The organism is Variovorax sp. PBL-H6 (assembly GCF_901827155.1).
Taxonomy (GTDB): domain Bacteria; phylum Pseudomonadota; class Gammaproteobacteria; order Burkholderiales; family Burkholderiaceae_C; genus Variovorax.
Genome location: NZ_LR594659.1, coordinates 1,079,352 through 1,106,181, shown reverse-complemented (window position 1 = coordinate 1,106,181; position 26,830 = coordinate 1,079,352). Strand labels below are relative to the sequence as shown.

Sequence of the window (26,830 nt, the reverse complement as noted above, 5' to 3'; positions counted from 1 at the left end):
CTCTCATGCGAGCTTGGCGTCGAACACTTCGGCCGGGTACGGGTGGAACTCACGTACCAGCTTGAAGCTGCCGTTCGCCTGCGCCTGGATGATCCCCTCGGCCCGCGCGCCCCGGTGGTCACCGGCCTTGAAGCTCACGCCTCTGGCGCCACCGATGTTCTGGTTGGTCATGGTCTCCATCACGGCCACCAGGTTTTCGCGCGTCAACGGCTTGCCGCTGGCCAGGAGCATCTGGAAGCCTTTCACGAACAGCGCGCCGTTGCTCCAGCCGTTGAGGCCGAAGACGCCGATCGGGTCATTGGGGTAGAGCTTGCCGACGTTGTCGCGGTAGGCCTTCACGTCCACGTCGTCCGAGGTCACAGGCAAGAGCCACGACGAGAAGTACACACCGTCGAGGAGGGGTCCGGCAAGCTTGCGCGTGGTCGGGTCAGCGGTGAAGAACGGCGCCATCCACTTGGCCTCGTAGCCGATGCGCTCCGCGGCCTTGAGCGCCGCGGCCAGGTTGGCGTTGGAGCCGAACAGGATCACCACCTCCGCCTTCGCGTTGGCCAGGCGGCGCACGTGCGGCGTGAAGTCCGTGTTGCGCACTTCGAAGGGAATCGACTCCGCCGGCTCCTTCTTGCTCGAGGCCATGTGCAGGTCGAGCCCGCGCTTGGCCGAGCGGCCGAGTTCGTCGTTTTCCCAGAGCAACGCGACGCGGCTGGCCTTGAGGTCGGTCCAGGCGTAGTCGAGGTTCGCGGCGGCCGACCAGCCATAGTCGGGCAGGAGTGGGAACACCAGCCGCTCCGAGAACAGCGCCGAGGCGCCGCCGATCGGGCCGATCATGGGGAGACCGATTTCCTTCGCATAGGGGATGACGGCCACCGACTGCGCGGTGCCCGTGGCGGCCGTAAGCGCGAAGATCTTGTTCTCTTCCACCAGGCGCCGCGTGACGGCCACGCTGCGGGCCGGCTCGTAGCCGTCGTCGTAGGTGACGAAATTGATCTTCCAGCCATTGAGCGCGTTGGTCTCGTTGGCCCATTTGAAGCAGGACTCCGCCGCGTGCGTGAGGATCGTATAGAAGGGCACCGGTCCCGAAATGGGCGTAAACGCGCCCACGGTGACGGTCTTGCTCGCTGCATCGATGCCGGGCGACGCCGGCTGCGCCTGCGCCCAGCCCGGCAGGGCCACTGAGGCTGCAACGGCACTGCTGGAGAGAAAAGTCCTTCTGCGCATGTCTTGTCTCCGGAAAGGTTGGAGGGCTCGCGTTGGCGGGACATTGCCGCCCCTAAGAATGCATTGTATATGAGCTATCGCACCGCCTTGAACCGGGTTTTCCCCCAGTAAACCTGGTAGAGCTGGCCTTATCCTGCAATATAGAATGCATTCTTTTAAGGAAGAGACCTGAAATGGACCAAGCTCCCCTGGCGGGCCGCCGCGTGATCGAACTGGGAACCATGCTGGCCGCCCCTTTCGCGACTCACATCCTTTCGCAGCTCGGCGCGGAAGTGATCAAGGTGGAGTCCCCCGCCGGCGACCCCACCCGAAGCCTGGTGCGCGGTGGCCCGAGCGGCACCTTCATCGCGTACAGCCACGGCAAGAAGAGCGTGTGCATCGATCTGTCCAGGCCGGACGGCCACGCGGCCTTTTGCAAGCTGCTCGCCACGGCCGACGCCCTTGTCCACAACCTGGCGCCGAAGGCGGCACGCAAGCTCAGGCTGACGCGCGAGGAATGCGAGGCCGTCAACCCCCGCCTCATCTACTGCCACATTCGCGGCTACGCCGCCGGACCGCAGGCCGACGACCTCGCCTCGAACCCGGTGGCCGAAGCCTCGACGGGCGTGATGGAGGCCAACCGCATCAATGGACGGCCGAGCCGCCTCGGGCCCTCCTACCACGACCAGTTCGCGGGCGCGTACGCGGTGATCGGCATCCTCGTGTCGATGCTTCAGGCCCAGGCGGGCCGCCCCGCCCGGCCGGTGGAGGTCGGCCTTTATGAGACCGGCCTGCACGTCGCGTCGCGCGACCTCGTGGGCGTGCAGCTGAAGACGCAGTTGCTGGGCCGCGCCGAGCGTGAGCCGCACGGCGAATTCAGCATGCCGGGCTATGGCGCCTACCTCACGTCCGACGAGCGCTGGATATACCTGCTGATGCTCAACGACGGCCATTGGCTGAAGTTCTGCCAAGCGATGCAGTTGCCGCAGGCGAACGACGCATCGCTCGCCACCCTGCGCCAGCGCAAGAAGGCACGCGAGCAGTGCGAAAGCCTTGTGAAGGCAGCCATCGCGGCCCATCGTTTCGACGACGCCGCGGCGCGCCTGCGGGCCGCCGGCATGGGCTTCACCGAGGTGCTTCCGCTGGAGCGCGTGCTCGAAGCGCCGCAGGCCCATCAGCCCGGCAAGCTGCGGGACGTGCGCTTTCGCGGCCTGGCCTTCGAGGTGCCCGAGTTCCCCGCACTCGATGCCTCGCGAGAAGGTGTGCAGACCCTTCCGCCGGCGGACCTCGGCGAACACACGCTGGAAGTGCTCCAGACGGCCGGAGTGTCGCCGCGCGAATGCGAGGCGCTGGTCATGGCGGGGGCCGTCGCCACCACAAAGCCGGGAAATTTCGCCTGGGCACCAGTGCGCGAGGTCGCGTGAGCCGACAACGCCGGAGCTGGCGATGACCGATCACATCGAACGCAAGGAGATCCACCACCGCCGGCTCGCGCAGCTGTGGCCGCATCTCGACCGGCCTGCGCCGAACGAAGACATCGTCCGCCCGGAATGAGCGCACGCCGGCGCCGAATCAACTGCAAGGAGACAAACATGCGCAACTCAGTTCCGGGCCGGCGAAAGGCGTTGGTCACCTGCCTGCTGCTCGTGGCCGCGGCCGCGGCCCATGCGGCGGGGTTCCCAGAGCGCCCGATCCGCCTGATCGTGGGCTTCCCGGCCGGTGGAGGCGCCGACTTCGTCGCGCGTCAGGTAGCGCAGAACCTGGGGCAGGCCCTCGGCGGCAGTGTCGTCGTCGAAAACCGGCCCGGTGCCAACGGCACGATCGCCGCCGCCGACGTCGCGCGCAGTCCGGCCGATGGCTACACGCTGCTGCTGGGAGCGACTGCCAGCCAGTCGATCAGCCCCGCGCTTACGTCCAAGCTGCCGTACGACGCGCTGCGCGATTTCACGCCGATCACGATGGTGGGCTCCACGCCGCTGGTGCTGGTCGTCAATCCGAAGATGCCGGCCAAGACGGTGGGCGAATTCCTCGCCCACGTGAACACCGGCGACAAGCCTCTCACCTACGGATCCGCGGGCACGGGCAACATCACGCACATGACGGCGGAACTCTTCATGCAGTCGACAGGCGCGACCCGGCTGCAGCACATTCCCTACAAGGGCAGCAGCCAGGTCATTGCGGACCTGCTGGGCGGCCACATCGGCGCCTACTTCGACACGCTGCCTTCGTCCCTGCCCTTCATTCGCAACAGCCAGTTGCGGGCGCTGGCCGTGACGAGCGCAGAGCGCGCGGGCGCCGCGCCCGAGATCCCGACCATGCGGGAATCGGGCGTGGCCGGCTTCAACGCCAGCACCTGGTTCGGCGTGCTCGCACCGGCGAAGCTGAGCCCAGAGCTGACGAACCGCCTCTACGAAGCGCTGCGCAGCAGTGGCAGCACACCCCAGGCACGCCAGGCCATGACGGAACGCGGCGTTGAACCGGTGTTCGTCACGCCTGCGCACTTCCAGGCGGAACTCGAGGCGGATCTCGCGCGGTGGCGTGAGGTCACGCAAAAGGCCAGGATCAGCCTGGACTGAAGTCCCGCCGACCAGGCGCAGTTCGCGGATCGAAGCCGAAGTGCCGACACAATGGCGACGGGTACATAAAGACCCATTCCGGCACAGGTGGCTATTCCACGATGACAGCGTGCCCGGCGTTTTCGCTGCGGGCGATGTACAGGATCATGTCTACAGGCAGGTGCTCCTGCGTGACTTGAGGCAAGCGTCCGCGGCGGCGCGCTTAAACTCGACCGCAAATGGTCGACACGCTTTCTGCCGTCACGCGAGAGCGGCTGCGGCGCTTCATGCGCATCTTGCGCATGGCCGCGGTCATTGGTGTTGGCGTCGGGGCAGTCTACGGCGCCGCCATTGCCGGACCGGGCGTTCGCGCGCTACTGCGTTCAGCACTGATCTCTATCCCGATTGGTGTCGTTGACGCCTTGCTCACGGCTGCATGGATCGCCGGCATCGAGCTTTTCCTGCTGCCTCGCGTTTCAATGCGATGGCTCGACGCACTGCCCTTCGTCGCGGTGTTTGCCCTGAAGACGCTTGTCTATGGCGCCATCGCAGGGTTGGTTCTCGCTGGACAGCCGGGAGAGCGCTTGTTAGGCGTTGTCACCGTCTATAACGCGCGCACCGGCCTGATTGCGGTTTTCCTGTCGCTCGTGCCAGTTGCCGTCATCGTGATGATGTTTCAGGCCGCCGGCCTCGTTGGCTACCGCACTTTCATGGCCCTTTTGCTCGGAAAGTATCGCCGGCCCTTCGTCGAGCGACGCTTCTTCCTTTTCGTCGACGTGGTGGGCTCCACCGCGATCGCCGAGCGCCTCGGGCCGCTCGAGGCACACCGCTTCCTCGCCGCTGTATTTTCTACGGTCGCCGAACCGATCGAGATGTGTCGGGGCGAAATCTACCAATACGTCGGTGACGAGATCGTCATCACCTGGGTCGAGGCCGACGGCGTTGCCGACGCGAGGGCGTTGCGCTGCTTCTTCGCGATGCGCGCGGCGCTCAGCGCGGACGCAAACCGGTTCGTTCAACGCTTTGGAGTTCAACCGGAGTTGCGCGCGGCCCTGCATCTGGGCGAAGTCATTGCCGGCGAGGTCGGCCAGGTGCGCCGTGCGATCGTCTTCCATGGCGACGTCATGAACACGACCGGGCGGCTCGAGCAGGCGACCCGCGAAATCGGATGTTTGTTCATCGCATCGGAAGACGCGCTCGCCTGCCTTGTTCCACCGTCCGAAATCCGTATTCAGGACCTTGGTGCGCTGGCGCTGCGCGGTAGAGTCGAGCCCATTCATGCCTTCCGTGTCGATCATTCCGAAGGCAGCGCTCCGAGGAGCGGTTGAAGTTCGGGTTGGTCTCTCAACGATCATCGGGTGGCGCTGATTTGTCGGTGATCCTGCGGCCAATCCCCGTAGTCGCCTCACCAACAGCGATCGTCAATTTCGCATCTGCGCGCGACCTCATCAAGGACCTCGCGGTCATAGGTGATTCCCGGCGCGGACCGCGATCAGTATGGAGAGTGTGCATGTGAGCGATCCCAATGGGTTCGAGAGCTGTCGGCGGGAAGAGGATCAGATCGATCCGGCCGGCGCAACGGCAGGAAAGTCCTTCTCTGGGTCGAACACGTTGTTGAAGAAGTTCGTCAGCGAGTACATCGCCACAAGCGCGACGATCTCGATGACGTTCGCTTCCGTGTAGCCGGCGTCGCGCACGGCTTGCACATCGGCATCACCGACCTTGCCTCGGCTCTCGATGACTTGGCGCGCAAACTGGACGGCAGCGTCCCGTTTGGAATCGCTCGCGTGGCCCTTTCGCGCGAGGATGATGTCATCGGCCGGCATCTTGGCCATGTGCTCGGCGGTGAAGCTATGCACCCCCAGGCAGTAGTCGCAGCCGTTCACTTCGGAGACGGCCAGGCCGATGCTGTCGCGGGTCTTCACATCGAGCGCCTTGCTCAAGGAGCCAAGCAGGGAGGCCCATGCATTGAAAGCGATCGGGCTCTGCGCGAAGGCGGCCATCATGTTCGGGGTGAATCCAATGTTCCTGGTGAACGCATCGAGAGTCGACTTGGATTCGGCCGGCACTTGTTCCGGCTTGAGAGCGTTGGTTCGGGTCATGGTGTTTCTCAGTTGGTTGAGCAGAGGTCAAACAAAGTCCAGTACATCGGCCACTGGCATGCGCGGCTTCTGAGGCCAGTTGCCAATGCGCTCCGGCCCAACGGTCAGCAACATCACCGGGATTTCATCGTCGGCGAGGTCGAACTCGCGATGCACAGCTTCTGCGTCGAAACCGATCATCGGCGTCGAACCCCAGCCCAGCGAGCGGGCTGTGTAGATCATTGCCGCGGTGCCAAAGGTCGCAGTGCGCACCGCCTCGTCTCGTTGCCGTTGGGGTTGATCGTCATACAACCCGCGAGCTGGCATCTCCCATTCCGGCACGAACCGCGCCGGCATGATGCCGGCCTCCACCACTGGCGCGAGCCGATCGGGGATGGTGCTGGCATCGGCCAACCGGCCAATGACGATGAACGTGACAGCTGCGTCGGTGATCGCCGGCTGATCCCAGGCGATCGGGCGCAACCGGGCCTTGGCCTCAGGTGTGCGCACGGCAATGAATCGCCAGTTCTGCAGATGAAAGGATGTCGGCGCGGAAGTACCGATACGCACGAGGTCGCGGATCTGATCGTCGCTCAGGGTCGCTGCAGGGTCGTAATACTTGGCGGCACTACGGCTCAGGATGGTTTCGATGACGGCGTTGCTCATGGTGAATTCCGTTGGGTGGAGGTAATGAAAGAGCCTCCACTGTAGGGCGACGAAATGAGTGTTTCGAGACTTCATTTGCTCAAAAACATGCTCTGAAGGATCACGTTAGAGGTGGCGCGGAAGCGCTCCAAAAAAGAGAGGGGCCCGAGGGGTTTGGTTGTGAACTGGCGGCATCCCCTAAGCAGCGGGTGGCGCGATGCCCCAAAAGCCGCTGCTGCATGAGCCAGCCTCATGCAGTTCAGTGTGGATGCGCCAACGCCGGTAGGGGCGCGCAGGCTTTCGAGGCCACGAGCCGCCGCATCGGGCGGAGGCTCGAACACTGGATCACACGCCCCGAGGCGCCGACCCAGCCTGAGGCCACATCGAGGCGGCTGATGGTCAGTCCTTCTCGGCTACGGGCGTGCGTGCCTGAAGGTTTCACCATGGATCGCCAATTCCGGCTGGACAGTAAAGAAGAACGCGGCGCCCTTGCGTACTCTGCCCTTGGCCCAGATGCGCCCGCCGTGGCGTTGGATGATGCGCTGAGCGGCCGTGAGGCCGATGCCTTGTCCCTCAAACTCCGCTGAAGTCGGGAGTCGATGGAATGGCTTGAAGATCCACTTCGCGTCACCCGGATCGAAACCGGGGCCGTTGTCGCGCACGAAGAAGATCGTTTCGGTCAGTCCCGCCCGCGCCCCGACCTCGATGATGGCCGCCGGCGTGAGCGCCGTGAACTTCCATGCGTTGCCAATGAGGTTAAACAGCACCACCTTCAGAAGTCTGGCATCTGCCGTCGCGTACATCTTCTCCTGAATGCGGACGTCGACCGAGCGGGTCGGATTTGCGGCCTCTAGCGACCGCACGATTTCATGCGCCATCAACGTCACGTCGAGATCCTGCCGCTTGACGGCGGTCTTTCGCGCAAGCGCCAAGGCTCCCACATCTTGAGCGAGTCTTTCCATCTTGATCGTGGACGCTACGATTTCGTCGCGCAACGCGGTCACCTCCTCGGGGTCAGCTTGCAGGATGTTGCGCAACCGACCGAGCGGTGTCGAGACTTTCTGCGACAGCGAGATCGACATGTCTTCGATCTGATCGATTTCTTGGCGCAGCTCGCTTTCCTTCCTTTCGAAGCCTTCTTCCACAGCTCGTATTTGCTGGCTATATCTCTGGTAAACAAACCAACCTGCGTAGCACAGCGCAGCAAACACGCTCAGGCACGACGCCGTCCAGGTCACACGTTCTCGGGCGAAGTCTCGCCATGGTGCAAGCACCTGATCCAGAGGAAAGCCAACCCGCATCACGACATCGATGCCTTCGAGTTCTCGATAGCTGAGGATCCGCGTAACGCCATCAAGCTCGCTCGTGGATTCGTATGAGCCGTCCTCATGGATCGGACTACGGTAGAAACCAATGACGCCGTCGATGAAGGGGTGGCGGAGAATGACCTCCCCGTTGCGCGCAAGGATCGAAAAGCTGGCGCGCCGCAGATTTCCCAGCTTCTCGTAAAGGTCTCGAATGTACGAGAGGTTGATCGCCACGCCGACCACGCCCAGCATCTTTCCCTCGCTCGACGCAACGATGCGTGAAATGGGCAGAACCCATCCACCGGTCATCTCGGAATACTTGGCATGGTCGATGTGAAATCCGAGATCCGTCGGGTGGCTGAGGTGGTAGGCGACCACCGGGCGGCTTCGCACCGACTGACCTTCCTGAGTCTTAGTCATCCCAACGCTCGCCACGACCGTCCCGGTCGCATCGACCACGAACATTGCTTGCGTGCCGACAGAGTCACCGGCTGCGCGCTGTAGTTCCGCGCGCACTTCTGAGGCTGCGAGACCGCGCGGCCCCCCGTGCGCTTCCATCGAGATGCAAACGGCGTTCAGGCTGGAGATGGCGCTGCGCGTGACCGCGGAGAATTGCTCCGCGAGACTGAGAGTCTCGTGCTGTGTCTCTTGGCGCGCGTTCTCAAGCGCCGCGTCACGCATGGGTAGCGTCGACCACCAGGCGGCAAAGGTGACAAGAACGATGGCAGCGAGGACGGCCAGCCCCGAGAGAACGCGGAGTGCTACGGAGCGGGACAACATGCCATCGAGGGGAAACTAGAGGGGCGTGATACTAGTGGCGGCGCCAGCAGATTGATTTCGCCCGCGCGCGCGAACCACTTGCGTTTGCCGGGCCGCGTCAGAGCGGGCCGATGTACTCGCCGCGCGCCGGGTAGGCGTTCTTCACGATGAAGTCCAGGGCCTGGACCATCTCGCCGAAGGGGGGCCGCACGAACGGCATCGACTGGACGGAAAGATAGTAGACAGTACGATCTGGCCGAATCAGGAACACGCCGGGTTCCGAGAAGAGCGGAGGTTCCTCGATGCCGATGGATGTCTTCCCGCGGGACTCGGAGATGTACAGGCCCCAGTCGCGCGCCACCGCCAGTGGCAGACCGTACCCGACGCGGAGCTGCGACGCCCGGATCTTGTGCGACATTTCCCTCGCACGCGCTTCGCCGTCGGAGCTGATGGCGATCGTACTCACGCCGCGCTCCTCGAAGACCGGCGTCAGCCGCTCCAGCTCCTTGAGGTAGTTCGTGCAGATGGGGCAGTGCAGGCCACGATAGAAGCAGACGAGCGTCATGCTCCGAGGCTCTTCCCGGGCAAGATCGAAAGAACCGTGGGCGACAGTGTCGACGATGAGTTGCGGTGCGGCTTGGCGTGGAACGAGCATGGCACGGGGGCTGGGTAAGTGGAGGTGGATGGCATTGTTTCGCGTCGAGCAGTCTCGACCGTCCGGATTCTGTGTCGGCGAGTCCAGGTCTTCCGCCGAGCCCATGTCGTCGCGCCGTGGTCCATGAGCGGTGTATGCCGACTGTTCTCGCAGAGGTATGCGCTACATTGGGCGCTGGTACCAGGACGACGGAAAAGAATGCCAGCCGGAGCATTCCGCGCCGGTGGGTCGGGTTGGTGTCTCGTGCCACCGTTTCGGCGACTTCACCGTCCATCGACGAGGAGTGCAAACTCGCTTGTCCTTCCCGAGCCGTCACGAGCGGACGCGGATGATCGTCTTCCCAGGGCGTCGCACGGTCGGACTGAAGGCCGCGACGGCATCTTCAAGGGACGCGGCGGTGCCGATGTTCGTCCGCAGTCGCCCATCCCGCACACGCTGCACGATCTCATGCAGTTGGGCGCGATCGGACGCGACGACGAAGTCGATCGCCACACCGTCGGCGGGTCTCACCTCCGACGGCCCTACGATGGACACCAGCGTCCCTCCCGCCCGAAGCAGGCGCGCCGACCGTTTCCCGATCTCGCCGCCAATCAGATCGAACACCAGGTCGACTCGGCCAACGTCTTCCAGCGCCTCGCTGTCGAGGTCGACAAACTCGTTCGCCCCGAAGTCGAGCGCAGCCTGGCGGTCGGCGGCGCGCCCGGTGCCGATGACGTAAGCACCGAATTCCCGCGCGAGTTGCGTCACCATCGATCCGACCGCGCCTGCAGCACCATGCGCAATGACGCTCTGCCCTGAACGAAGGCGGCCGTGCTCGTGCAGGCCCTGCCACGCAGTCAGGCCGGAAATCGGCAGGCTCGCGCCGACGGTGAAGTCGACGTCACCCGGCAACGGTGCGAGGTTGCGTGCCTCGACGGCCACGTACTCGGCGAGGGTGCCGTCGCGGTACCAGTCCGCGAGGCCCAACACACGCTGCCCGACCGACAGACCCGTCGTGCCATAACCGAGGGACGTGACCACTCCGGCCAGCTCGTGCCCCGGAATGGTCGGCATCCGGTCGCGGCCGGAGCGGTCGGCCCAGGTCGAAGGCCAACTCAGCTCGGTGTTGACGAATCCCGACGAATGCACTTGAACCACTACATCGTTGATCGCCGCCTGCGGCTCGGGCCGCTCCGCCAGCTTCATTCCGGCCATTCCCGCGGCCTGGTCCGTGACTGTGATTGCCTTCATCGTCCACCTTTCATGTTGAGTGTTCGCCTGCACTGCAGGTAATCCATCTGTTGAGCGCCCTAGTGTGGTGCTCTCGAAACTCCAGGGATCGCTGACCATGCCGTTCGTCCGAACTGCGATGCGTCGAATCGCGCACTCCGTTGTCGAGGACACAGAATGGCCGGTCTTCGAGACTTGCCCAGATGCATGCACGTATGCACGCAATGACAATCCGAGAATCCTGTGCCAAGGGCACGCTCCGCAGGGTGATCAACATGGGAATTGCGTCGGACGCAAAGCTACAGCGACTCGTTGATAAGTACAGAACAGAGTGGCGCAAACACTAGCGACCCGCCTTCGTCGCAGGAAGCACCCAATCCGGCCGGACGTAATGGCAGGTGTAGCCGTTCGGCCTGCGTTCCAGATAGTCTTGATGTTCCGGCTCTGCTTCCCAGAAATCACCCGCCGGCACAACCTCTGTCACGATCTTTCCCGGCCACAAGCCGGTCGCATCCGCTTCGGCGATGGTCTCTTGCGCGATGCGCTTCTGCTCCTCGCTGGTGTAGAAGATGGCAGACCGGTAGCTCGTGCCGGTGTCGTTGACCTGCCGGTTCCGGGTCGAGGGATCGTGAACCTGGAAGAAGAACTCCAGCAGATCGCGAAAGCCAAGTCTTTTGGGATCGAAGATGACTTCGATGGCTTCGGCGTGCGTGCCGTGGTTGCGGTACGTGGCGTTAAAGACGTCCCCGCCTGAATACCCCACCCGGGTTGTTATGACGCCGTCACGGCGCCGGAACAGCTGCTGCATCCCCCAGAAGCAGCCACCGGCGAGAATCGCGCGTTCCGTGGTCATGGTCATGCCGTCTCCTCTTCGCTGCGAAACTTGATCATGGTGAACCTTTCCTGGCCGCTTCGTCGGACCCTCGACGATCCACAACTTTCGGGTCGCCATTCCCCTGCGCCAGGGAGAATTCTCCCCGGCGCCATCAGCCTCCCCGTCCGGCAAATGTGTCGACCCGTCCTCGAGTGCCGTCGAGCTGGCTGCGAGTTGGGTGAACTGGACACGCGGGTCTTCCTCGGGAAATCGGAAGTTCGAACGCGCTTGAGGAGGGTCGGTGCTCCGGAGTCCGGAAAACGTTGCAACGCGTCTCCGGCATCTAGGCCGGCCGGCCCTCGCTGGATACGATGGGACTCTGCTCACTCGCGCAGTCAGACCAAAGAAGGAGCTCCCCGTGGCAACCAGAGGCTTTACCGGCCGTCGCGTCGATCCCGAAACCGCTGCTCGCTTGCCGCCGGGACAGCACGCGACCCAGGACTTTCCGGTTCTGTCGGCGACCCCGACACCGCAGATCGATCTGGGCGACTGGAGGTTCACCTTGAAGCAGGGTTCCAGGCCGATCGCCAGTTGGTCATGGCTGGAATTCAGCCGGCTGCCTCGCACCCTTTGGACAGGCGACATCCACTGCGTCACCTCATGGTCGAAGTTCGATACGGCCTGGGAGGGGGTGTCCATCGACCACCTCTTGAAGGAGGCGGGTGTCGGGGAGCTGACATCATTCGTTCTGGCCGAGTGCTACGGCGGCTACACGACCAACGTCCCCACTGCGGATCTGGTGGGCGGGAAGGCGATGGTGGCGACCATGTACGGAGGGCGCCCCCTGTCTGCGCAGCACGGAGGCCCTTCGCGCCTGCTGGTTCCGCACCTGTATTTCTGGAAGAGCGCCAAGTGGTGCAATGGCCTGAAATTCACCGAGCGCGACGAAGCAGGATTCTGGGAACTGCGCGGCTATCACATGCGGGGCGATCCGTGGAAAGAGCAACGGTACTCCGGTGACCGTTAGCCCAATGACTCGCCTGCCCTGGTCGCCGGCGACGGTACAGGCGAAGCGCCTTGCCACCCCTGACGCCGTCAGCCTGCTGCTGGAGAACACCATCGGCGAATACCTGGCAGGCCAGCACGTGGACGTGCGTCTCGTCGCCGAAGACGGGTACGAGGCGCGGCGCAGCTACTCGATCGCGTCCGCCCCCGGCAGTTCGGCGCTGGAGTTCCTGGTCGAGCGCCTTCCCGGCGGAGAGGCGTCCCCGTTCATCGCGGACGAACTCCAGCCTGGCGACACTCTCGAGATTCGCGGCCCTGTCGGCGGACATTTCACGTGGACGCCTTCGGATCGCCACCCCATTGCCCTCATCGCGGGCGGCTCGGGCATCGCACCGCTGATGTCGATGGTCCGGCATCGGTCTGCAGCGCCGGACCCGGAAGCTCCGGCGCTGCTCCTGTACAGCGCCAAGAAGTGGTCGCACATGGCGTTCGCGGCGGAACTGGAGAGCCTGGCGGCGAGCGACTCAAGCTTCTCCTTCGTCGCAACGACGACCAGAGAACCGGCGCGCCGGCCCGGCGACTTCGGCCGACGCATCGACATGGAAATGCTGGCTGCGGTGCTTGACTCCCGGGGCGACCGCCGGGAACTGGCGTGCTTCATCTGCGGGGCCACCGAATTCGTGGAAACGGCGGCCACCGCCCTCGTGCGGCTGGGGGTACCAGCGGAGGCGGTGAAGACGGAGCGATACGGAGGCGCCTGATCCAGCCTCCAGCGACGCCCCTCGTCGTCGCCCTCCGGGCCTCAGGCAACCGCCTGGATCTTCCAGTCGCGCCCGCGGAATGCAACGGCATCGCCAGCCGCCGCCCCTTCGAGAGCCTTGTAGATGGGAGCGTCCGTTGAGATTCCCATGTACGTCACGCCGTCGCACTCGAAAGCCTGGCTTGCAACGCCTATGACGTACCAACGGTCGTCGACCTGGACGGCAGCGCCCTCCTCCACGCGCGACTTCGGCCCGAAGTCGATGGACTGCAGGCGCTTCAGCGCAGCCTCATAGGTTCGCGTCGGCCCCTCGAAGTACTCCGCCAGTTCGGCATTGCCGAATTCTCGCGACGCCTGGTCCTGGTCGGCGGGTTCCGTGCGGTCCCGCCTCGCTGCGGCGAGGTAAGCCGCATAGGCATCGCGCGACTGCCGCAATTGCGCCTCCTGGAGATTCCTGATGGTCGTCTGAAGGGAAGTCTTGCTCAACATGGTCTGCTTTCGGTGGAAGGATCGGTAGCGAACACGGGATGCGGAACGTCGCACCCGGCAGCAAAGCTTGCGCCCGGTAGTCGCGGAGGTCCATCCCATAGGCATTGCGGAACGCACGAATACCGATGGGTGCAGGCGCGGTCCGCTCAGGTTTCCGCCAGGACGATGGCTCCGTCGCAGACGTACCGGCAGAAATTCGCGAACGGCATGGCCGCCTCCTCTCGCCAATTGTCTTCCGACCACGTGAACACGGCGTCACCTGAGGAGAATGTGATCTCGACCGAGCCCTTCCGGATCTCCAGGAGCGGACCTTCTCCCAGGCGAAACTCCACGCGTCCCAGGATGTTCGCCGTCACGGAGGAGGGCGTTTCCGTACTGAGCTTGAAGAACGAGTTCAGCTCCCTGCCGCTTGCAGGCCTGCCGAAGTAGAAGCGGCCGTCTTCGGCGATCGACCGCGCGGCGCGCATGAAACCACCCCAGGCGCTGCGCGCGAGCGCCGCCCCTACGCTGATGCGCCGCACGCCGAGGGAGGCAATGTCGTCGAAGGTCAAGGCCGTGCCTGGCCCGACGAGCACGTTCAGCGGCTTGGGGCGCACGGCATTCACGAGCGCCGCGATGTCCTCGCGCCTCGTAATTCCGGGGGCGTAAAGGACGTCGGCGCCTGCTTCGGCATAGGCCCGCAGGCGCAGGATGGTGTCCTCAAGGTCGGGATTCCCGGCCGAGAAGTTCTCCGCCCGTCCGATTAAAAGTGGTGCATCGGACCCGTGCCCGTCGAGCACGGCACGTGCCACCCGCAGCCGTGCGACAGAGGAGGCGATGTCCCGAACGGGATTGGAAGGAATGCCGCTGGCATCCTCGAGCGAGATGCCGGCGACCCCGGTGTCTACGGCCTTGCGAAGGTTATCGGCGAGTCCGGCCGCACTTTGCGCGAAGCCGGATTCGAAGTCGGCGTGCACGGGAATGGCCGTCGCGTCGACGATGTCCTGCAGGTGCTCGAGCATATCGTCCAGTGACAGGTTCCCGTCCGCGCGTGCTCGCGACCAGGCTGCGCCTGCACTGGTGGTTCCCAAGGCCTTGAACCCCAGAGCCTGGAGGTAGCGTGCACTGCCCCGGTCCCAGGGATTTGGCATGACGAAGCATCCGGACCGATGCAGTTCACGAAAGGCGCGGCGACGTTGGGCAATGTCGGAGGATTGGGGTGACATGGAATTGCTCCTGATATCGCCAGCGAGCCGGTATGCGGCGATGCCTTCGTGTTCCAGTGCGAGGGCCGCCTGCATGACCGACACGTCCCTGGATGCGTCGTTCGACTTGCGCCCAGCCGCCATCGCGGGAGTGGATGCGGCAACGAGGCCCGAGCCTGCCAGGCCGAGGAATACCCGGCGCGGCTCCTGCGCGATCGGCTGATTCAGGGGTGAAGACATATAGCTGGCGTTCCTTCGGTGAATTGAAATTCCGTTGCACACGGGCCCACAGTTCCCATGATTGAGTCCACTCGGTTTCGCGCGTGCGCCAATGTCGCACCCGCCTGGCGATTCACTCTAGCGGCCATCTCACGCCAAAGACCGGATGAAGGCGTTGAAACGGATGCGGTGGTCCATGTGCAAGACTTCAGGACACGGACCCGTCACTGCCCATTGCGCCGAGCGTGCTGCCGCGCCCGAGTTCAGTCCGCGCTGTACTCCTGGACGCTGCCGATCCGGATGCGGCGTGCGGAGAAAACGGCAAAGTAACCGTCCGGAAGCACTTGGAATGGGGAATTTCGCATCGGAAGGAAACCGAGAATTTCTGCAGCGCACCGACATCCACGGGACATCGAGACAACGTCCGGCGCCGCGAGAGCGGAGCCGCATTCGGCCCCGCTACAGCTGTCGTGGCCTCCTGATTCGGTCGCGTCCCATCCCGTGGTGTAGCTCCACAGCCCGGAGAAGGCTGAGCTGCACGGTACTCAGCGTGCCACTGCGGACAGCCGAGTGGGCGCAGTATCGCTCAGCGTCTGCAAGCCCTCCAACTGCATATAGCGCCGGTTGAGCGACCACTCGTCGTTCTGCTCGAGCATCATGGCGCCGACGAGCCGGGTGATCGAGGCGTCGTTGGGGAAGATGCCCACGACGTTCGTGCGACGCTTGATCTCGGCGTTCAGCCGTTCCAGAGGATTCGTGCTGTAGATCTGCGTCCAGTGCGCCCGCGGGAAGGTCATGAAGGCCAGCACATCGTTCTCCGCTTCGTCCATCAAGGTGCCGAGCTTGGGGAACTTGTCTCGGAGCTGGTCGGCCACCGACCTCCATTGGGCTCGCGCAGCATCGGCGGAGTCCTGCACGAACACCGTGCCGATGGCGGCCGAGACCATGCGCCGCTGCGTCTTGCCGGCATGCGCCAGAGCGTTGCGCATGAAGTGCACCCGGCAACGCTGCCAGGTGGCCTTCAGGACCTTCGCAGCCGCCGCCTTGATGCCTTCGTGGCTGTCGCTGATCACGAGCTTCACACCGCGAAGACCTCGACGGTTCAGGCTGCGCAGGAACTCGGTCCAGAAGGGCTCGGCTTCCGACGCACCGACCTTCAAACCCAGCACTTCACGCTGGCCGTCGGTATTCACGCCCACGGCCACTATCACCGCCACGCTCACGATGCGGCCGGCCTCGCGCGTCTTCACGTAGGTGGCGTCGATCCACAGGTAGGGCCAGTCGCCCTCGATCTGCCGTCCCAGGAAGGCGTTGACGCGCTCATCGAGCTCGCCGCACAGTCGGCTGACCTGGCTCTTGGAGACGCCGCTCATGCCCAGCGACTTGACCAGGTCGTCTACCGAGCGGGTGGAGATGCCCTGAACGTAGGCTTCCTGGATGACGGCGGTGAGCGCCTTCTCGGCGGTGCGCCGAGGCTCCAGGAACTCGGGGAAGTAGCTGCCTTGGCGTAGCTTGGGGATCTTCAGTTCGACGCTGCCCGCACGGGTATCCCAGGTGCGCTCGCGGTAGCCGTTGCGGCTGTTGAGCCGTTCGGCGGGATTCTTCTCGTCGTAGGCAGCGCCGCAGCGGCCTTCGACATCGAGCTCCATCAGGCGCTGGGCCATGAACTGCACCATCTGGCGCAGGACGTCGACATCAGCTCCCTTCTCGGCGAGCTCGGCTAATGCCATAGTGGCGGTGGTCATTGTGATTTCCTTTATGGACAGGTTTGGTGGGTCGCACCTCAAACTTATCCGGACTTCACGATGGCCACCCCCGAAGGGAGCGGTCGCTGCGCGGCAAGCCGCTCCGGGCTACGCCCTACGCGCCTTGCCGCGCAGCGAGTGAAAGAAGACTTACACCACTTCCCGGGACATCAACCCTGATTCTTCCCACCAGGCGCTACAACGGTCAACGCGCGGATGTGCTCGCCCGCCCGGCAAATGCATCCAAAAAGTCGCAAGCGCCTTGCGGGCGGCGAGAGGACCACCGATGATTTCGTACCATCCGGGGTCGGGACGCGTTTCTTCAGAGCGTCACCTGGAGCCTGAGCTTGCACGAACATTCAGTCCTACGCGCTTCTCCCGCTGATCTCGAGAGCCTTCTCGGAACTCTGGAGGTGAACTTCGTGGCCCTCACCGAGTGCTTGGTCAGCATGGGATACAGCCTGGAGTTAGGCGGCGTGAACGCGCCGGGAATCCACTACAACCTGGTCGGCAACGGTCGGGCCGTGGTGGATAACGGGGATCCCATCCCATTGATGCCGCACACGCTGATCGTCGTTCCGCCCAAGTCACTGTTCCGCATAGAGGTTGAAGGGACCAACGGCTTTTCCGGCTTGCTGTCGATCAACGGTCGAGTGCAAAACAGGTCCCCGGACGCAATCCGGAAGGTCACGGCAGGAAATGACGACCCGTCGCTGGTTCTTGTCTGCGGTTACTTTCACGCCACCTATGGCGCGTGCACGGACCTCTTCGGCGGGTTGACGGAACCGATTTTCGAGCAGTTCAGTGCCGAAGATCAGGTGGATGTCAAACTGCAAGCAGCAATCAACGAGCTCGTCGCGCAGGAGATCGGAAGCGGCGCGATGAGTGCCGCCTTGTTGAAGCAGGTCATCGTCCTACTCTTGCGCAGGTCACTTGTTTCGATGAACGCATGGGTGGAGCGCTTCTCGGTCATCAGTGATCCCCTGGTTGCGCGCGCCTTCGCCGCGATGGCCATGCGCCCCGGGGACGACCACTCGCTCCACAGCCTTGCCCATCTGGCTTGTCTCAGTCGCTCCGCCTTCGTGGCCCGATTCACGGACACCGTCGGAAAGCCGCCGATGCAGGTCCTTCGGGCGCTGCGATTGCGACAGGCGATGTCCCAGCTCAAGGCGAGCGGCTTGCCAATCGAAGCAGTCGCCCGCAACGCGGGATATGCCAGTCGCAGCAGCTTCGTCAAGGCGTTTCGCAAGAGTTTTGGGATCGAACCTTCCGAGGTGCGTCGCATTAAGCCCGCGCAGGGATGACGCCACGTGTCTGCGTTTGTCCGGTGCAACTTGGGGTGCCGCACACGCCACCACCACGACCGTCATTCGTTCCACAACTTTGGTAAACCTACGGCGCTCGTAGGTTTCCTAAAGTTGTGGTCATTCTTGACTAAACCTGGGTGCCCGCCGTCGCTTTTCTGCAGCGCATCTCCGCCTCCACTCTCTTGGGGCCAGTCACCGAAACCAGCCTGCGTCCCATGGTTGTTTAGAGCGCGACGATTGGCTTGAGCGCCTCGGCTTGATGCTGCTAGAGATCCCCGCCATCTCGGCCAAATGCCATCCTCTTGCCGACATGCTCGGCAAAGGCTTTCACCTTGGCTGAGTGCCTGCGCTCCTGAGGACTCACCAGATGGATGGGCATAGTGACCGTCTGCCAATCCGGCAGCAACTGCTGGAGCTCGCCGCTTGCGATCTCCCTGTCGAAGAGCCATTCCGGCGAGTAGCCGATGCCCATGCCCGAAAGGATCGATGCCCTGATCACCTCGCTGCTGTTGGTCTGCAGGTTGCCTTCCACATGCACGGTCCGCTTCGTGCCCACCGGTTGCGCCGCTCCGGGGCCGGCCGTGAAGCCCCAGGCTTTGCGCATCGGGACCTCCGTATAGACCACGCAGTTGTGGCGGGCTAGGTCCTCCGGCACCTTGGGCGCCTTCGTGCCCTTCGGCAGCAAACGCAGATAGCTGCGGTGGGCCACCAGGACACGGCTCGACGTCCCCACGCGCCTGGCGAGCAGACTGCTGTCCGGCAGTTCGCCGATGCGCACCGCCACATCGATGCCCTGTTCAACCAGGTCAATGAAGCCGTCGTGAAGACGCGGGTCACGAGGCAGGCCAGGCCCTGGCCGCCGAGCTGCGCGCGCTGGGCGCTGAAGCCGAGTTCCTGCGGGCCGACGTTCGCTTTGAGGCAGAGGTCCGCAGCCTCGTCGAGCAGACCGTCGAACGCTTCGGCCGCATTGATGTGGCAGTGAACAACGCCGGCACCGAAGGGGAACTGAGCCCGATCGCGGAGCAGACGGTCGCCAACTACGAAGCCACCTTCGCGACCAATGTGCTCGGCACGCTGCTGTCGCTCAAGCATGAGATGCGCGTGATGCTGGCCCAGGGCTCGGGCTCCATCATCAATCTCTCCTCGATCGCGGGCCAGGTCGGCATTGCGGGCGCTTCGGTCTATGCCGCCAGCAAGCACGCCGTCGAGGGCCTGACCAAGAGCGCCGCGCTCGAAGGCGCTGCCGCCGGCGTGCGCGCGAACGCCGTGGCGCCCGGGCCCGTGGCTACCGAAATGCTCGACCGCTTCGTCGGCGGCAGCGAGGAAGCCAAGGCGGGCTTTCTCTCCACGATCCCTGCCCGCCGCGCCGCGACGCCGGAGGAGATTGCCGAGACCATCGTGTTCCTCGCCAGCGACAAGGCGCGCTACCTCACCGGGCAGCGCATCGCGGTCGACGGCGGCTACACGGCGCAGTGACGCGTCGCTCGCTCCCTTCCCCTCAACCGTCCTTTCAACCGAACTTTTCCATTGGAGAACACCATGACCACGATCAACGTCCCCACCCGCGAAGAAGTTTCCCCTGCCAATCAGGCGCTCTTCGACCAGCTCACAAAGAGCATCGGCAAGGTCCCGAACCTGTATGCGACCTTCGCTCATTCCGAGACCGCGCTGGGCGCCTATCTCGCTTTCCAGAACGCCAAGAGCAGCATCACCGGCAAGGCGCGTGAGGCGGTGAACCTGGCCGTAAGCCAGGTGAATGGCTGCGAGTACTGCCTGGCGGCGCACACCGTCATGGCAAGATGCACGGCTTCAGCGATGCGCAGATCCTCGAGGTCGGCGGCGGCAGGGCCAGCTTCGATGCCAAGCTCGATGCGCTGGCGCAGCTGGTGCGCAACATCGCCAGTGAACGCGGCCATGCCGATCCGGCGCTGGTGGAGGCCTTCCTCGCCGCCGGCTGGACCAAGGCCAACCTGGTGGACACGATCGTGGCGATTGGCGACAAGACGGTGACCAACTACCTGCACGCGACCACACGCGTCCCGGTGGACTTCCCCGCCGCTCCCAATCTCTCGGTCTAAGCATCGGCCACGCAAGTAGAGCAGCATGACTCTGCACAATCCGGCTTTGCCCCTCGTGGCATCCAAGGAAGATTTCAGACGGCTTGCCCACGGCGTGGCAGTCGGATTGCTGGCGGCGGGTATAGGCGCCGTCTACACCGTCTATGCTCATTAAGGCATTGCCCGTGTCCCTGTGCCACGCGAGCCCGGTGGCCGCTGCTCGGGGGGCTGCGACCGCTATCGGTTAGTCTGAAGCGGAAGCCGGTCGGCCAATAGTTGGTCTGCTTCTGGCCAACTGTAGGGCCGTCACGGCCGCCCATTGGAGAACTCGGGCCACAAGTGGAGGAGCAATGCGCCGCATATAAGACCGAATGCAAGGCGCGGCGCAACGAAAGCGACAACCGTCGCTACGGCAAAGATCGCAAGAGCCGCGAGAGATCGGCGCCTCGCCATGCGCCTTGCCCGGGCGGGCACCTGCGAGGCATCCGCTCGCCGTAATACCTCTCGCTCGAAAACGTTGAAGGCAATGTCCACGCATACGAAGAGCGCCGCGTAGAACACGACAGGCGCCGACGCAAGCTGGGTACGGGCAATCCATGCTGTCGCGAACGGCAGGAACGACACCAGGAAGAGATGGGCGAAGTTGAACCAAATCAATCGAAGCGTGGGAGGGCCCACGAGGCTCATAAGGTAGTGGTGATTGATCCAAATGATGGCGATGAACAGGTAGCTGACGGCATAGCTGACAACCGTGTGCCAAAGGGGCCAGAGGGCAGAGAAATCAGCGTGCTCCGGTGCTTTGAGTTCAAGCACCATCACGGTCATGATCACCGCGATGACTGCGTCTGAGAACACACCCAACCGATGCGCGCTTACCGCGCTTGTCCTTTCTGCGTGCATTTCTTGCTCCAAGGATTGGGCGATCTGCCTGCTATCGGTGCTTGAGCAGCTACTTGGCCTTGCTGCCGCGAGGTGCCCGCTCGCGATGCGCAGCCTGCTTGGCCCGATTTCCGCATACAGCCATGCTGCACCAGCGACGCATGTGTCCCCTCGTGGTGTCGACGAACAGCAAGGTGCAGGTGTGCCACTCGCAACCCTTGACTTGCGTGAAATCGACCGTGGTGACCAGGTCTGCCATCACCTTCGCAAGCGGCAGCAGCAAGGTGTCTGGGGAGCGCCAGCGTCGGTCCGCAACGAACTCGAGTCCCGAGATGGTTTCGCCGTCCGAGCCCGCGCTTCGGGGAACTATCTGGCCATACACCTCGTCGCGAGCCAGCAGCCGGTTCAAAGGCTCCAGCTCTTGAATCGCCTTGGGCCGGAGCCGGGCGCCCATGTGAGATGTCACGAACGAGCGAAACCAGTTGCGAAGCGCCCGCGCCTGCGCTGCCACGGCATCGAGCTCCCCAGGGCCGGCCGACCTGCGCATGTGCTCCAGCGTTTCTGGCTGAACCAGATTCGCCTTCGACAACCAGTTCAAGAAATCTTCGCCTGAGCCGAGCCATTCCACCGGGACGTCCACTGGCGATGCAATCGAATTGAGGAAGTCCAACGCGAGGACGCCCCCGATGAAGAAAGGCGAAGGCAACTCCTGTGTGGCACGAGGTGTTGCGGTCTTCTCATGACTGGGGTGTGGTCGAGCTGCCACCGCGGCTTTCCGTGAGTTCATGTGAATACCCATTCTCGCCGATAACCCTTGTTTAGGCGCTTGACAGGTTACCAGGCCGGTGAGTAACCTCTGAGTAGATGGTAGCAGGGTTACAGCTCTCGAAGAGTCAGATCGGACGTATCCATGTATCTCGCGGCGTTTGCTGACTAGGGCGAAGTACAGATCGATGTTTCATACACCGACAGCTGAAGCACTACGTAACCTATCAGAAGTTAGCGCCAAGGTTAACCGGCTTGAAAAGGATGAAGATGAACGCCATCAAATACAACCGTGTCGATGTCGACGGTTACGGCGTAGCCTATCGAGAGGCCGGTCCGGCGAACGCCCCGGCGCTGCTCCTGCTGCACGGGTTTCCGACTTCAAGCCACATGTTCCGGGACTTGATTCCGAAGCTTGCCGACCGATACAGAGTGGTCGCGCCGGACCTGCCTGGCTTCGGGCAGTCCGATTTGCCCTCACGTGAAGAGTTCAAGTACACCTTCTCGAACCTGGCGAAAGTGATGACGCGTTTCACCGAGGTGCTGAAGCTCGATCGCTTCGCGATATATGTGTTCGACTACGGCTCGCCTACGGGCCTGCGAATGGCGGTCGAACATCCAGAGCGGGTGACCGCGATCATCACGCAGAACGGCAACGCCTACGTCGAAGGACTGAGCGACGGCTGGAATCCCATTCGGGCGTACTGGAAGGAGCCATCGCAGGCCAACCGGGACGCATTGCGGGCGTTGTTGACGCCCGAGACAACCTACTGGCAGTACACGACCGGCGTCAAAGAGAGATCGCTGGTTTCTCCGGACGGCTACAACCTGGACAACCACTACATGACCCGACCCGGCGCGCACGAGGTGCAGCTGGATCTATTCCTTGACTACGCAAGCAACGTCGATATGTACCCGGAGTTCCAGGCTTACTTTCGGAAGCACCAGCCAGCGCTGCTCGCCGCATGGGGCAGTGGGGACCCGTTCTTCCTTCCCGCAGGCGCCGAGGCCTTCAAGCGCGACATCAAGGATGCCAAGGTCACGTTCTTCGACACGGGACACTTCGCTCTCGAGACGCATTGCGACGAAATCGCCGCGGCCATCCGGGACTTCCTGCCGGCGGAGAGGTGATGACTCCGCGCATCGGCGACGCACCGCGGGAGTGATGATGCTCGCCTTGGAAGTCGTTCAGCTGCCTGTGGCCGACATCGACCGTGCGCTCGCCTTCTATACGGCGCAGGCCGGCTTCTCCCTCGACGTCGATTACCGTCCCACGGCCGACTTCCGGGTCGTGCAGCTCACCCCGCCCGGCTCCGCATGTTCGATACAACTGGTCGTTGCAGACTCTCCTGTGCGGGTGCACAACCTGTACCTGGTGACGACTGACCTCGCGCATGGGCGCGCAGAACTCATCGCGCGCGGCGTGGCCGTCGGCGCCGTCCGGCACAAGGATCCTGTGCCGACATGGGCCGGCGCTTGGGGCACGGGGCTGGACCCACAGCGCCGCGACTACGCCAGCATCGCCGATCTCGCTGATCCCGATGGCAACACCTGGATCCTGCAGGAACGCGGTCACCGCCCACAATGATCTCGCCCACCAGCACCAAAGGAACACATTGCCGGCTTGATCGCCTCCCCGACGACCCGAGCGTTCGTGCGCTGCGCGAGATCGCCGCAATACTGCGAGCGATGATCTTGGTCCAGGTGACCTTCTTGCGCCTTACCATTCAGCGGCGCCCTCTACTCAGAGGGCTTTGACCAGTTCCGGCACCGCGGTGAACAGGTCCGCCGCGAGGCCATAGTCGGCCACCGAGAAGATCGGCGCTTCTTCGTCCTTGTTGATCGCGACGATCACCTTCGAATCCTTCATGCCCGCCAGATGCTGGATCGGGCCGGAGATGCCCGCGGCGATGTAGAGCTGCGGGGCGACGATCTTGCCGGTCTGGCCCACTTGCCAGTCGTTCGGGGCGTAGCCCGCGTCCACTGCGGCGCGGCTGGCACCCAGGCCCGCGTTGAGCTTGTCCGCCAGAGGCGTCATCACTTCGGTGAACTTCTCGGCGCTGCCGAGTGCTCGGCCGCCGCTGATGATGATCTTGGCTGCGGTGAGTTCAGGACGATCGCTCTTGGTCACTTCGCGGCCGACGAAGCTCGACTTGCCGCTGTCCGCCACGCCTTCGGCGTTCTCCACCGTGGCATTGCCGCCGGTCGCTGCTGCCGGGTCGAAGCCGGTGCGCACCGTGACCACCTTGATCGCATCGCTGCTCTGCACGATGGAAATGGCGTTGCCCGCGTAGATCGGGCGCTCGAAGGTGTCGGGTCTGTCGACCTTGGTGATGTCGCTGATCTGCGCGACGTCGAGCTTGGCGGCAACGCGGGGCGCCACGTTCTTGCCGTTGGCCGTGGCCGGGAACAGGATGTGGCTGTAGTTCTTGGCGATCGCCAGGACTTGCGCGGCGACGTTCTCCGCCAGGTTCTCGGCGAGGCTCGGGCTGTCGGCCGCGATGACCTTGGCGACGCCCACAATCTTGGCTGCGGCGGCCGCGGCTTCGGCTGCATTGGCACCGGCCACCAGCACATGCACATCGCCGCTCTGGCAGGCGATGCCCGCGGTCACGGTGTTGAGGGTCGCCGGCTTGACGGTGGCGTGGTCGTGTTCGGCAATGACGAGGACGGTCATGTTCAGATCACCTTTGCTTCGTTCTTGAGTTTGTCGACCAGCGTGGCCACATCGGGCACCTTGATGCCGGCGCCGCGCTTGGGCGGCTCGCTGACCTTCAGGGTCTTCAGGCGCGGCTTGACGTCCACGCCCAGGTCCTCGGGCTTCACGACGTCGGGATCTGCCGCAGATTGCGCCGCTGTTTCCGCGATTTGGTGGCCTCGATCGCGAGCGAGGTCGCGAGCTTGTCGGCATAGGGATCGAGCTTGCTCGAGCTCGCCCGCTTGGCGTAGCGCGGCGCTTCTTCGCCGGCTCGCAGGTACTTCTTTACGGTGTTGCGAGACAGGCCTGTACGCCTGGCTATCTCGCGAATGGACATCTGCTCGCGCAGGGCCCAGCGTCTGATGACACTCAATGTCGCCACGTCTATCACTCCTAGGATCCCCTGCCTTAAAAATGAGCAGGGTAGAGTTTTACGTGGGTCAGTCTTAGACGGAAATTAGTGCGTTAGCCGGGTCAATTTTCGGCGGCAATCAACAACTAAGGACGCTTACGCGCCGAGCCACCGAAATCACTCCACCGTCACACTCTTCGCCAGGTTGCGCGGCTTGTCGACGTCCGTGCCCCGCGCACACGCAGTGTGATATGCCAGCAACTGCAGCGGCACGACGTGCAGCATGGGCGACAGCGCTCCGTAGTGCTCGGGCATGCGGATCACGTGCAGGCCCTCGCCGTGCTCGATGTGCGTGTCGCCGTCGGCCAGCACGTAGAGCACACCGCCACGCGCACGCACTTCCTGCAGGTTGCTCTTGAGCTTTTCCAGCAGCGCATCGTTGGGCGCTACGGCCACCACCGGCATCTCGCTCGTGACCAGGGCGAGCGGCCCGTGCTTGAGCTCGCCGGCGGCATAGGCCTCCGCGTGGATGTAGGTGACTTCCTTGAGCTTGAGCGCGCCCTCGAGCGCGATCGGGTAGTGCAGGCCGCGGCCCAGGAAGAGCGCGTTCTCCTTGCGCGCGAAATCCTCGGCCCAGCTGATGATCTGCGGTTCCAGCGCCAGCACGGACTGCAGTGCGACGGGCAGGTGCCGCATCTCCTTGAGGTAGCGCGCCTCGTCCGCTTCGCTCAGGCGCTCCTTGGCCTGCGCCAGCGCGAGCGTGAGAAGGAACAGGCCCGCAAGCTGCGTGGTGAAGGCCTTGGTAGAAGCCACGCCGATCTCGACGCCGGCTCGGGTGATGTAGGCCAGCTTGCATTCGCGCACCATCGCGCTGGTCGCAACGTTGCAGATGGTCAGGGTCTGCTCCATGCCCAATGAGCGCGCATGCTTGAGGGCGGCCAGCGTATCGGCTGTCTCGCCGGACTGGCTGATGGTCACGACCAGGGTCTTCGGGTCGGGGACTGAATCGCGGTAGCGGTACTCGCTCGCGATCTCGACCTGGGTCGGCACCTTCGCGATGCTCTCGAGCCAGTACTTGGCGGTGCAGCCGCTGTAATAACTGGTGCCGCAGGCCAGGATGAGCACCTTGTCGATCTCCTTGAAAACGCGCCAGGCGGCGGCGCCCGGAGTGCCGTCCTGGCCCACGCCGTCGAAAAGCTCGGGCACGATGCCTTCGATGCCCTCCAGCGTGTCGCCGATGGCGCGCGGCTGCTCGAAGATCTCCTTCTGCATGTAGTGGCGGTACGGGCCGAGCTCGGCCGCGCCGCTGTGGGCGAGCACGGTGCGCACCGGCCGCGTGACGGGCTTGTGGGCGCGATCGACGATCCAGTACCGGCCTGGCTGGATGTCGACCACGTCGCCCTCTTCCAGGTAGACGATCTGGTCGGTCACGCCGGCCAGCGCCATGGCGTCGCTGGCGAGGAAGTTCTCGCCGCCTTCCGGACCGGCGCCGAGGATCAGCGGCGAGCCGGCACGCGCACCCACGACGCGGTGCGGCTCGTCGCGGCAGATCGCCGCTATCGCATAGGCGCCCTGCAGTTGAAGCACGCTGGCCTTCACTGCCTCGAACAGGTCGCCGTCGTAGTGGCTGTCGATCAGGTGGGCGATGACCTCGGTGTCGGTCTGGCTCGCGAACACATAGCCCTTGGCCTGCAGCTTCGCGCGAAGGGCCTCGTGGTTCTCGATGATGCCGTTGTGCACCAGCGCCACGCGACCGGGACGGGCGGCCTCGGCGTCGTCCCCCGGGCCATGGCTGAAATGCGGATGCGCGTTGTGCACGGCCGGCGCACCATGTGTGGCCCAGCGCGTGTGAGCGATGCCCGTGCTGCCTTCGATGCGATCGTCGCGCACCTGCGCCAGCAGATCCGCCACGCGAGCGGTGGTGCGGGCACGCGACAGGCCGTTCGCATGCACGGCAACGCCGCAGGAGTCGTAACCGCGGTATTCAAGGCGCTGCAGGCCCTGGACGAGGATGGGAACGATGTTGCGGCCGGAGACGGCGCCGACGATGCCACACATGGGAAGCTCCTGCGAATTGAAGTCGGAGGATGGTAATCAGCCGCGAACGAAATTTCTGGTCCAATTCCGCGCACAAACGACTCAGGATTTCAT

Annotated in this window: 23 protein-coding genes and 6 pseudogenes; 12 read left to right on the top strand and 17 right to left on the bottom strand. The window is 63.9% G+C overall.

Annotated features, from left to right (window positions below):
• Positions 1-3: 3 nt before the first annotated feature.
• The gene (locus G3W89_RS05310; RefSeq protein WP_162573111.1) at positions 4-1,215 is read right to left on the bottom strand and encodes an ABC transporter substrate-binding protein; all 1,212 of its coding nucleotides are present in this window, start codon (positions 1,213-1,215) and stop codon (positions 4-6) included.
• A 173-nt stretch (positions 1,216-1,388) separates the two neighbouring features.
• Between G3W89_RS05310 and G3W89_RS05305 the strand changes: the two genes are divergently transcribed.
• The 4 genes and pseudogenes from G3W89_RS05305 (at position 1,389) to G3W89_RS05290 (ending at position 5,077) form a co-directional block, all read left to right on the top strand.
• On the top strand, positions 1,389-2,618 hold the full coding sequence (locus G3W89_RS05305) for a CaiB/BaiF CoA transferase family protein (protein ID WP_162573110.1): 1,230 nt from the start codon (positions 1,389-1,391) through the stop codon (positions 2,616-2,618).
• A gap of 168 nt (positions 2,619-2,786) precedes the next feature.
• Positions 2,787-3,770, top strand: coding sequence for a Bug family tripartite tricarboxylate transporter substrate binding protein (locus tag G3W89_RS05300; protein WP_162573109.1), 984 nt, complete (start codon positions 2,787-2,789; stop codon positions 3,768-3,770).
• A 56-nt stretch (positions 3,771-3,826) separates the two neighbouring features.
• A pseudogene (locus G3W89_RS05295) lies at positions 3,827-3,936 on the top strand (thioredoxin-disulfide reductase); the annotation flags it as partial.
• Positions 3,937-3,988: 52 nt separating this feature from the next.
• Positions 3,989-5,077 carry an adenylate/guanylate cyclase domain-containing protein gene (locus tag G3W89_RS05290; RefSeq protein WP_162573108.1) on the top strand — a complete coding sequence of 363 codons (1,089 nt, stop codon included), beginning with the start codon at positions 3,989-3,991 and terminating at the stop codon, positions 5,075-5,077.
• A 228-nt stretch (positions 5,078-5,305) separates the two neighbouring features.
• Here G3W89_RS05290 and G3W89_RS05285 read toward each other — a convergent pair whose 3' ends face one another.
• From G3W89_RS05285 to msrA, 6 genes are all read right to left on the bottom strand, one after another.
• Complete coding sequence (locus tag G3W89_RS05285) at positions 5,306-5,851, bottom strand: carboxymuconolactone decarboxylase family protein (protein ID WP_162573107.1); 546 nt, start codon at positions 5,849-5,851, stop codon at positions 5,306-5,308.
• Positions 5,852-5,878: 27 nt separating this feature from the next.
• Positions 5,879-6,496 carry a nitroreductase family protein gene (locus G3W89_RS05280; RefSeq protein ID WP_162573106.1) on the bottom strand — a complete coding sequence of 206 codons (618 nt, stop codon included), beginning with the start codon at positions 6,494-6,496 and terminating at the stop codon, positions 5,879-5,881.
• A gap of 392 nt (positions 6,497-6,888) precedes the next feature.
• A complete protein-coding gene (locus G3W89_RS05275) occupies positions 6,889-8,562 on the bottom strand; it encodes a sensor histidine kinase (protein ID WP_162573105.1) in 1,674 nt (557 codons plus the stop codon).
• Positions 8,563-8,659: 97 nt separating this feature from the next.
• On the bottom strand, positions 8,660-9,196 hold the full coding sequence (locus G3W89_RS05270; protein ID WP_162573104.1) for a peroxiredoxin-like family protein: 537 nt from the start codon (positions 9,194-9,196) through the stop codon (positions 8,660-8,662).
• A gap of 312 nt (positions 9,197-9,508) precedes the next feature.
• Positions 9,509-10,426, bottom strand: a complete 918-nt coding sequence (locus G3W89_RS05265; RefSeq protein WP_162573103.1) for an NADP-dependent oxidoreductase — start codon at positions 10,424-10,426, stop codon at positions 9,509-9,511.
• Positions 10,427-10,748: 322 nt separating this feature from the next.
• On the bottom strand, positions 10,749-11,264 hold the full coding sequence (gene msrA, locus G3W89_RS05260; RefSeq protein WP_197893526.1) for a peptide-methionine (S)-S-oxide reductase MsrA: 516 nt from the start codon (positions 11,262-11,264) through the stop codon (positions 10,749-10,751).
• Positions 11,265-11,637: 373 nt separating this feature from the next.
• Between msrA and G3W89_RS05255 the strand changes: the two genes are divergently transcribed.
• On the top strand, positions 11,638-12,246 hold the full coding sequence (locus tag G3W89_RS05255; protein WP_162573102.1) for a sulfite oxidase-like oxidoreductase: 609 nt from the start codon (positions 11,638-11,640) through the stop codon (positions 12,244-12,246).
• A 4-nt stretch (positions 12,247-12,250) separates the two neighbouring features.
• Positions 12,251-12,985 (top strand): FAD-binding oxidoreductase, encoded by a 735-nt coding sequence (locus G3W89_RS05250; RefSeq protein ID WP_162573101.1) that lies wholly within the window; start codon positions 12,251-12,253, stop codon positions 12,983-12,985.
• 41 nt (positions 12,986-13,026) lie between these two features.
• Here G3W89_RS05250 and G3W89_RS05245 read toward each other — a convergent pair whose 3' ends face one another.
• The 3 genes and pseudogenes from G3W89_RS05245 to G3W89_RS05235 form a co-directional block, all read right to left on the bottom strand.
• A complete protein-coding gene (locus G3W89_RS05245) occupies positions 13,027-13,473 on the bottom strand; it encodes a flagellar biosynthetic protein FliO (RefSeq protein ID WP_162573100.1) in 447 nt (148 codons plus the stop codon).
• A gap of 380 nt (positions 13,474-13,853) precedes the next feature.
• Positions 13,854-14,678 (bottom strand): annotated as a pseudogene (locus G3W89_RS05240) (isocitrate lyase/PEP mutase family protein); the annotation flags it as partial.
• Between the two features lie 743 nt (positions 14,679-15,421).
• Positions 15,422-16,621 (bottom strand): IS256 family transposase, encoded by a 1,200-nt coding sequence (locus tag G3W89_RS05235; RefSeq protein WP_162573099.1) that lies wholly within the window; start codon positions 16,619-16,621, stop codon positions 15,422-15,424.
• A gap of 422 nt (positions 16,622-17,043) precedes the next feature.
• On the opposite strand from G3W89_RS05235, the gene G3W89_RS05230 reads away from it, so the two are divergent.
• Complete coding sequence (locus tag G3W89_RS05230; protein ID WP_232076344.1) at positions 17,044-17,925, top strand: AraC family transcriptional regulator; 882 nt, start codon at positions 17,044-17,046, stop codon at positions 17,923-17,925.
• Positions 17,926-18,193: 268 nt separating this feature from the next.
• On the opposite strand, the gene G3W89_RS05225 is transcribed toward G3W89_RS05230, so the two are convergent.
• Positions 18,194-18,706 (bottom strand): substrate binding domain-containing protein, encoded by a 513-nt coding sequence (locus G3W89_RS05225; protein ID WP_232076342.1) that lies wholly within the window; start codon positions 18,704-18,706, stop codon positions 18,194-18,196.
• Between the two features lie 65 nt (positions 18,707-18,771).
• Here G3W89_RS05225 and G3W89_RS05220 point away from each other — a divergent pair.
• From G3W89_RS05220 to G3W89_RS33185, 3 genes and pseudogenes are all read left to right on the top strand, one after another.
• Positions 18,772-19,404: pseudogene (locus tag G3W89_RS05220) on the top strand (SDR family NAD(P)-dependent oxidoreductase); the annotation flags it as partial.
• A 63-nt stretch (positions 19,405-19,467) separates the two neighbouring features.
• Positions 19,468-19,689: pseudogene (locus G3W89_RS33190) on the top strand (carboxymuconolactone decarboxylase family protein); the annotation flags it as partial.
• Positions 19,690-19,727: 38 nt separating this feature from the next.
• Entirely contained in the window at positions 19,728-20,006 is a 279-nt protein-coding gene (locus G3W89_RS33185; protein WP_232076878.1) for a carboxymuconolactone decarboxylase family protein, read from the top strand.
• A 285-nt stretch (positions 20,007-20,291) separates the two neighbouring features.
• Here the strand turns inward: G3W89_RS33185 and G3W89_RS05210 are convergent, their stop codons facing one another.
• Both G3W89_RS05210 and G3W89_RS05205 read right to left on the bottom strand, forming a co-directional pair.
• The gene (locus G3W89_RS05210; RefSeq protein ID WP_162573097.1) at positions 20,292-20,885 is read right to left on the bottom strand and encodes a TMEM175 family protein; all 594 of its coding nucleotides are present in this window, start codon (positions 20,883-20,885) and stop codon (positions 20,292-20,294) included.
• 49 nt (positions 20,886-20,934) lie between these two features.
• Entirely contained in the window at positions 20,935-21,630 is a 696-nt protein-coding gene (locus G3W89_RS05205) for a CGNR zinc finger domain-containing protein (protein ID WP_332107457.1), read from the bottom strand.
• Between the two features lie 269 nt (positions 21,631-21,899).
• Here G3W89_RS05205 and G3W89_RS05200 point away from each other — a divergent pair, with 269 nt between their 5' ends.
• Both G3W89_RS05200 and G3W89_RS05195 read left to right on the top strand, forming a co-directional pair.
• A complete protein-coding gene (locus tag G3W89_RS05200) occupies positions 21,900-22,760 on the top strand; it encodes an alpha/beta fold hydrolase (protein ID WP_162573095.1) in 861 nt (286 codons plus the stop codon).
• 34 nt (positions 22,761-22,794) lie between these two features.
• Positions 22,795-23,217: a VOC family protein gene (locus tag G3W89_RS05195; protein WP_162573094.1), complete on the top strand. Its 423-nt coding sequence runs from the start codon at positions 22,795-22,797 to the stop codon at positions 23,215-23,217.
• Between the two features lie 156 nt (positions 23,218-23,373).
• Here G3W89_RS05195 and G3W89_RS05190 read toward each other — a convergent pair whose 3' ends face one another.
• The 4 genes and pseudogenes from G3W89_RS05190 to glmS all read right to left on the bottom strand — a co-directional run bounded on the left by G3W89_RS05190 (position 23,374) and on the right by glmS (position 26,737).
• A complete protein-coding gene (locus G3W89_RS05190) occupies positions 23,374-24,306 on the bottom strand; it encodes an electron transfer flavoprotein subunit alpha/FixB family protein (protein ID WP_162573093.1) in 933 nt (310 codons plus the stop codon).
• A 2-nt stretch (positions 24,307-24,308) separates the two neighbouring features.
• Positions 24,309-24,461, bottom strand: a pseudogene (locus G3W89_RS05185) (electron transfer flavoprotein subunit beta/FixA family protein); the annotation flags it as partial.
• A gap of 2 nt (positions 24,462-24,463) precedes the next feature.
• A pseudogene (locus G3W89_RS05180) lies at positions 24,464-24,718 on the bottom strand (helix-turn-helix domain-containing protein); the annotation flags it as partial.
• Between the two features lie 138 nt (positions 24,719-24,856).
• Positions 24,857-26,737, bottom strand: coding sequence for a glutamine--fructose-6-phosphate transaminase (isomerizing) (gene glmS, locus G3W89_RS05175; protein WP_162573092.1), 1,881 nt, complete (start codon positions 26,735-26,737; stop codon positions 24,857-24,859).
• Positions 26,738-26,830 lie beyond the last annotated feature (93 nt).

Coding starts and splice junctions, on each gene's coding strand:
- G3W89_RS05190 (WP_162573093.1), bottom strand. CDS start 24,306: ATGACCGTCCTCGTCATTGCCGAACACGACCACGCCACCGTCAAGCCG.
- G3W89_RS05250 (WP_162573101.1), top strand. CDS start 12,251: ATGACTCGCCTGCCCTGGTCGCCGGCGACGGTACAGGCGAAGCGCCTT.
- G3W89_RS05210 (WP_162573097.1), bottom strand. CDS start 20,885: ATGCACGCAGAAAGGACAAGCGCGGTAAGCGCGCATCGGTTGGGTGTG.
- G3W89_RS05285 (WP_162573107.1), bottom strand. CDS start 5,851: ATGACCCGAACCAACGCTCTCAAGCCGGAACAAGTGCCGGCCGAATCC.
- G3W89_RS05200 (WP_162573095.1), top strand. CDS start 21,900: ATGAACGCCATCAAATACAACCGTGTCGATGTCGACGGTTACGGCGTA.
- glmS (WP_162573092.1), bottom strand. CDS start 26,737: ATGTGTGGCATCGTCGGCGCCGTCTCCGGCCGCAACATCGTTCCCATC.
- G3W89_RS05195 (WP_162573094.1), top strand. CDS start 22,795: ATGATGCTCGCCTTGGAAGTCGTTCAGCTGCCTGTGGCCGACATCGAC.
- G3W89_RS05270 (WP_162573104.1), bottom strand. CDS start 9,196: ATGCTCGTTCCACGCCAAGCCGCACCGCAACTCATCGTCGACACTGTC.
- G3W89_RS05245 (WP_162573100.1), bottom strand. CDS start 13,473: ATGTTGAGCAAGACTTCCCTTCAGACGACCATCAGGAATCTCCAGGAG.
- G3W89_RS05310 (WP_162573111.1), bottom strand. CDS start 1,215: ATGCGCAGAAGGACTTTTCTCTCCAGCAGTGCCGTTGCAGCCTCAGTG.
- G3W89_RS05235 (WP_162573099.1), bottom strand. CDS start 16,621: ATGACCACCGCCACTATGGCATTAGCCGAGCTCGCCGAGAAGGGAGCT.
- G3W89_RS05300 (WP_162573109.1), top strand. CDS start 2,787: ATGCGCAACTCAGTTCCGGGCCGGCGAAAGGCGTTGGTCACCTGCCTG.
- G3W89_RS05275 (WP_162573105.1), bottom strand. CDS start 8,562: ATGTTGTCCCGCTCCGTAGCACTCCGCGTTCTCTCGGGGCTGGCCGTC.
- G3W89_RS05265 (WP_162573103.1), bottom strand. CDS start 10,426: ATGAAGGCAATCACAGTCACGGACCAGGCCGCGGGAATGGCCGGAATG.
- G3W89_RS05290 (WP_162573108.1), top strand. CDS start 3,989: ATGGTCGACACGCTTTCTGCCGTCACGCGAGAGCGGCTGCGGCGCTTC.
- G3W89_RS05305 (WP_162573110.1), top strand. CDS start 1,389: ATGGACCAAGCTCCCCTGGCGGGCCGCCGCGTGATCGAACTGGGAACC.
- G3W89_RS05280 (WP_162573106.1), bottom strand. CDS start 6,496: ATGAGCAACGCCGTCATCGAAACCATCCTGAGCCGTAGTGCCGCCAAG.
- msrA (WP_197893526.1), bottom strand. CDS start 11,264: ATGACCATGACCACGGAACGCGCGATTCTCGCCGGTGGCTGCTTCTGG.
- G3W89_RS33185 (WP_232076878.1), top strand. CDS start 19,728: ATGCACGGCTTCAGCGATGCGCAGATCCTCGAGGTCGGCGGCGGCAGG.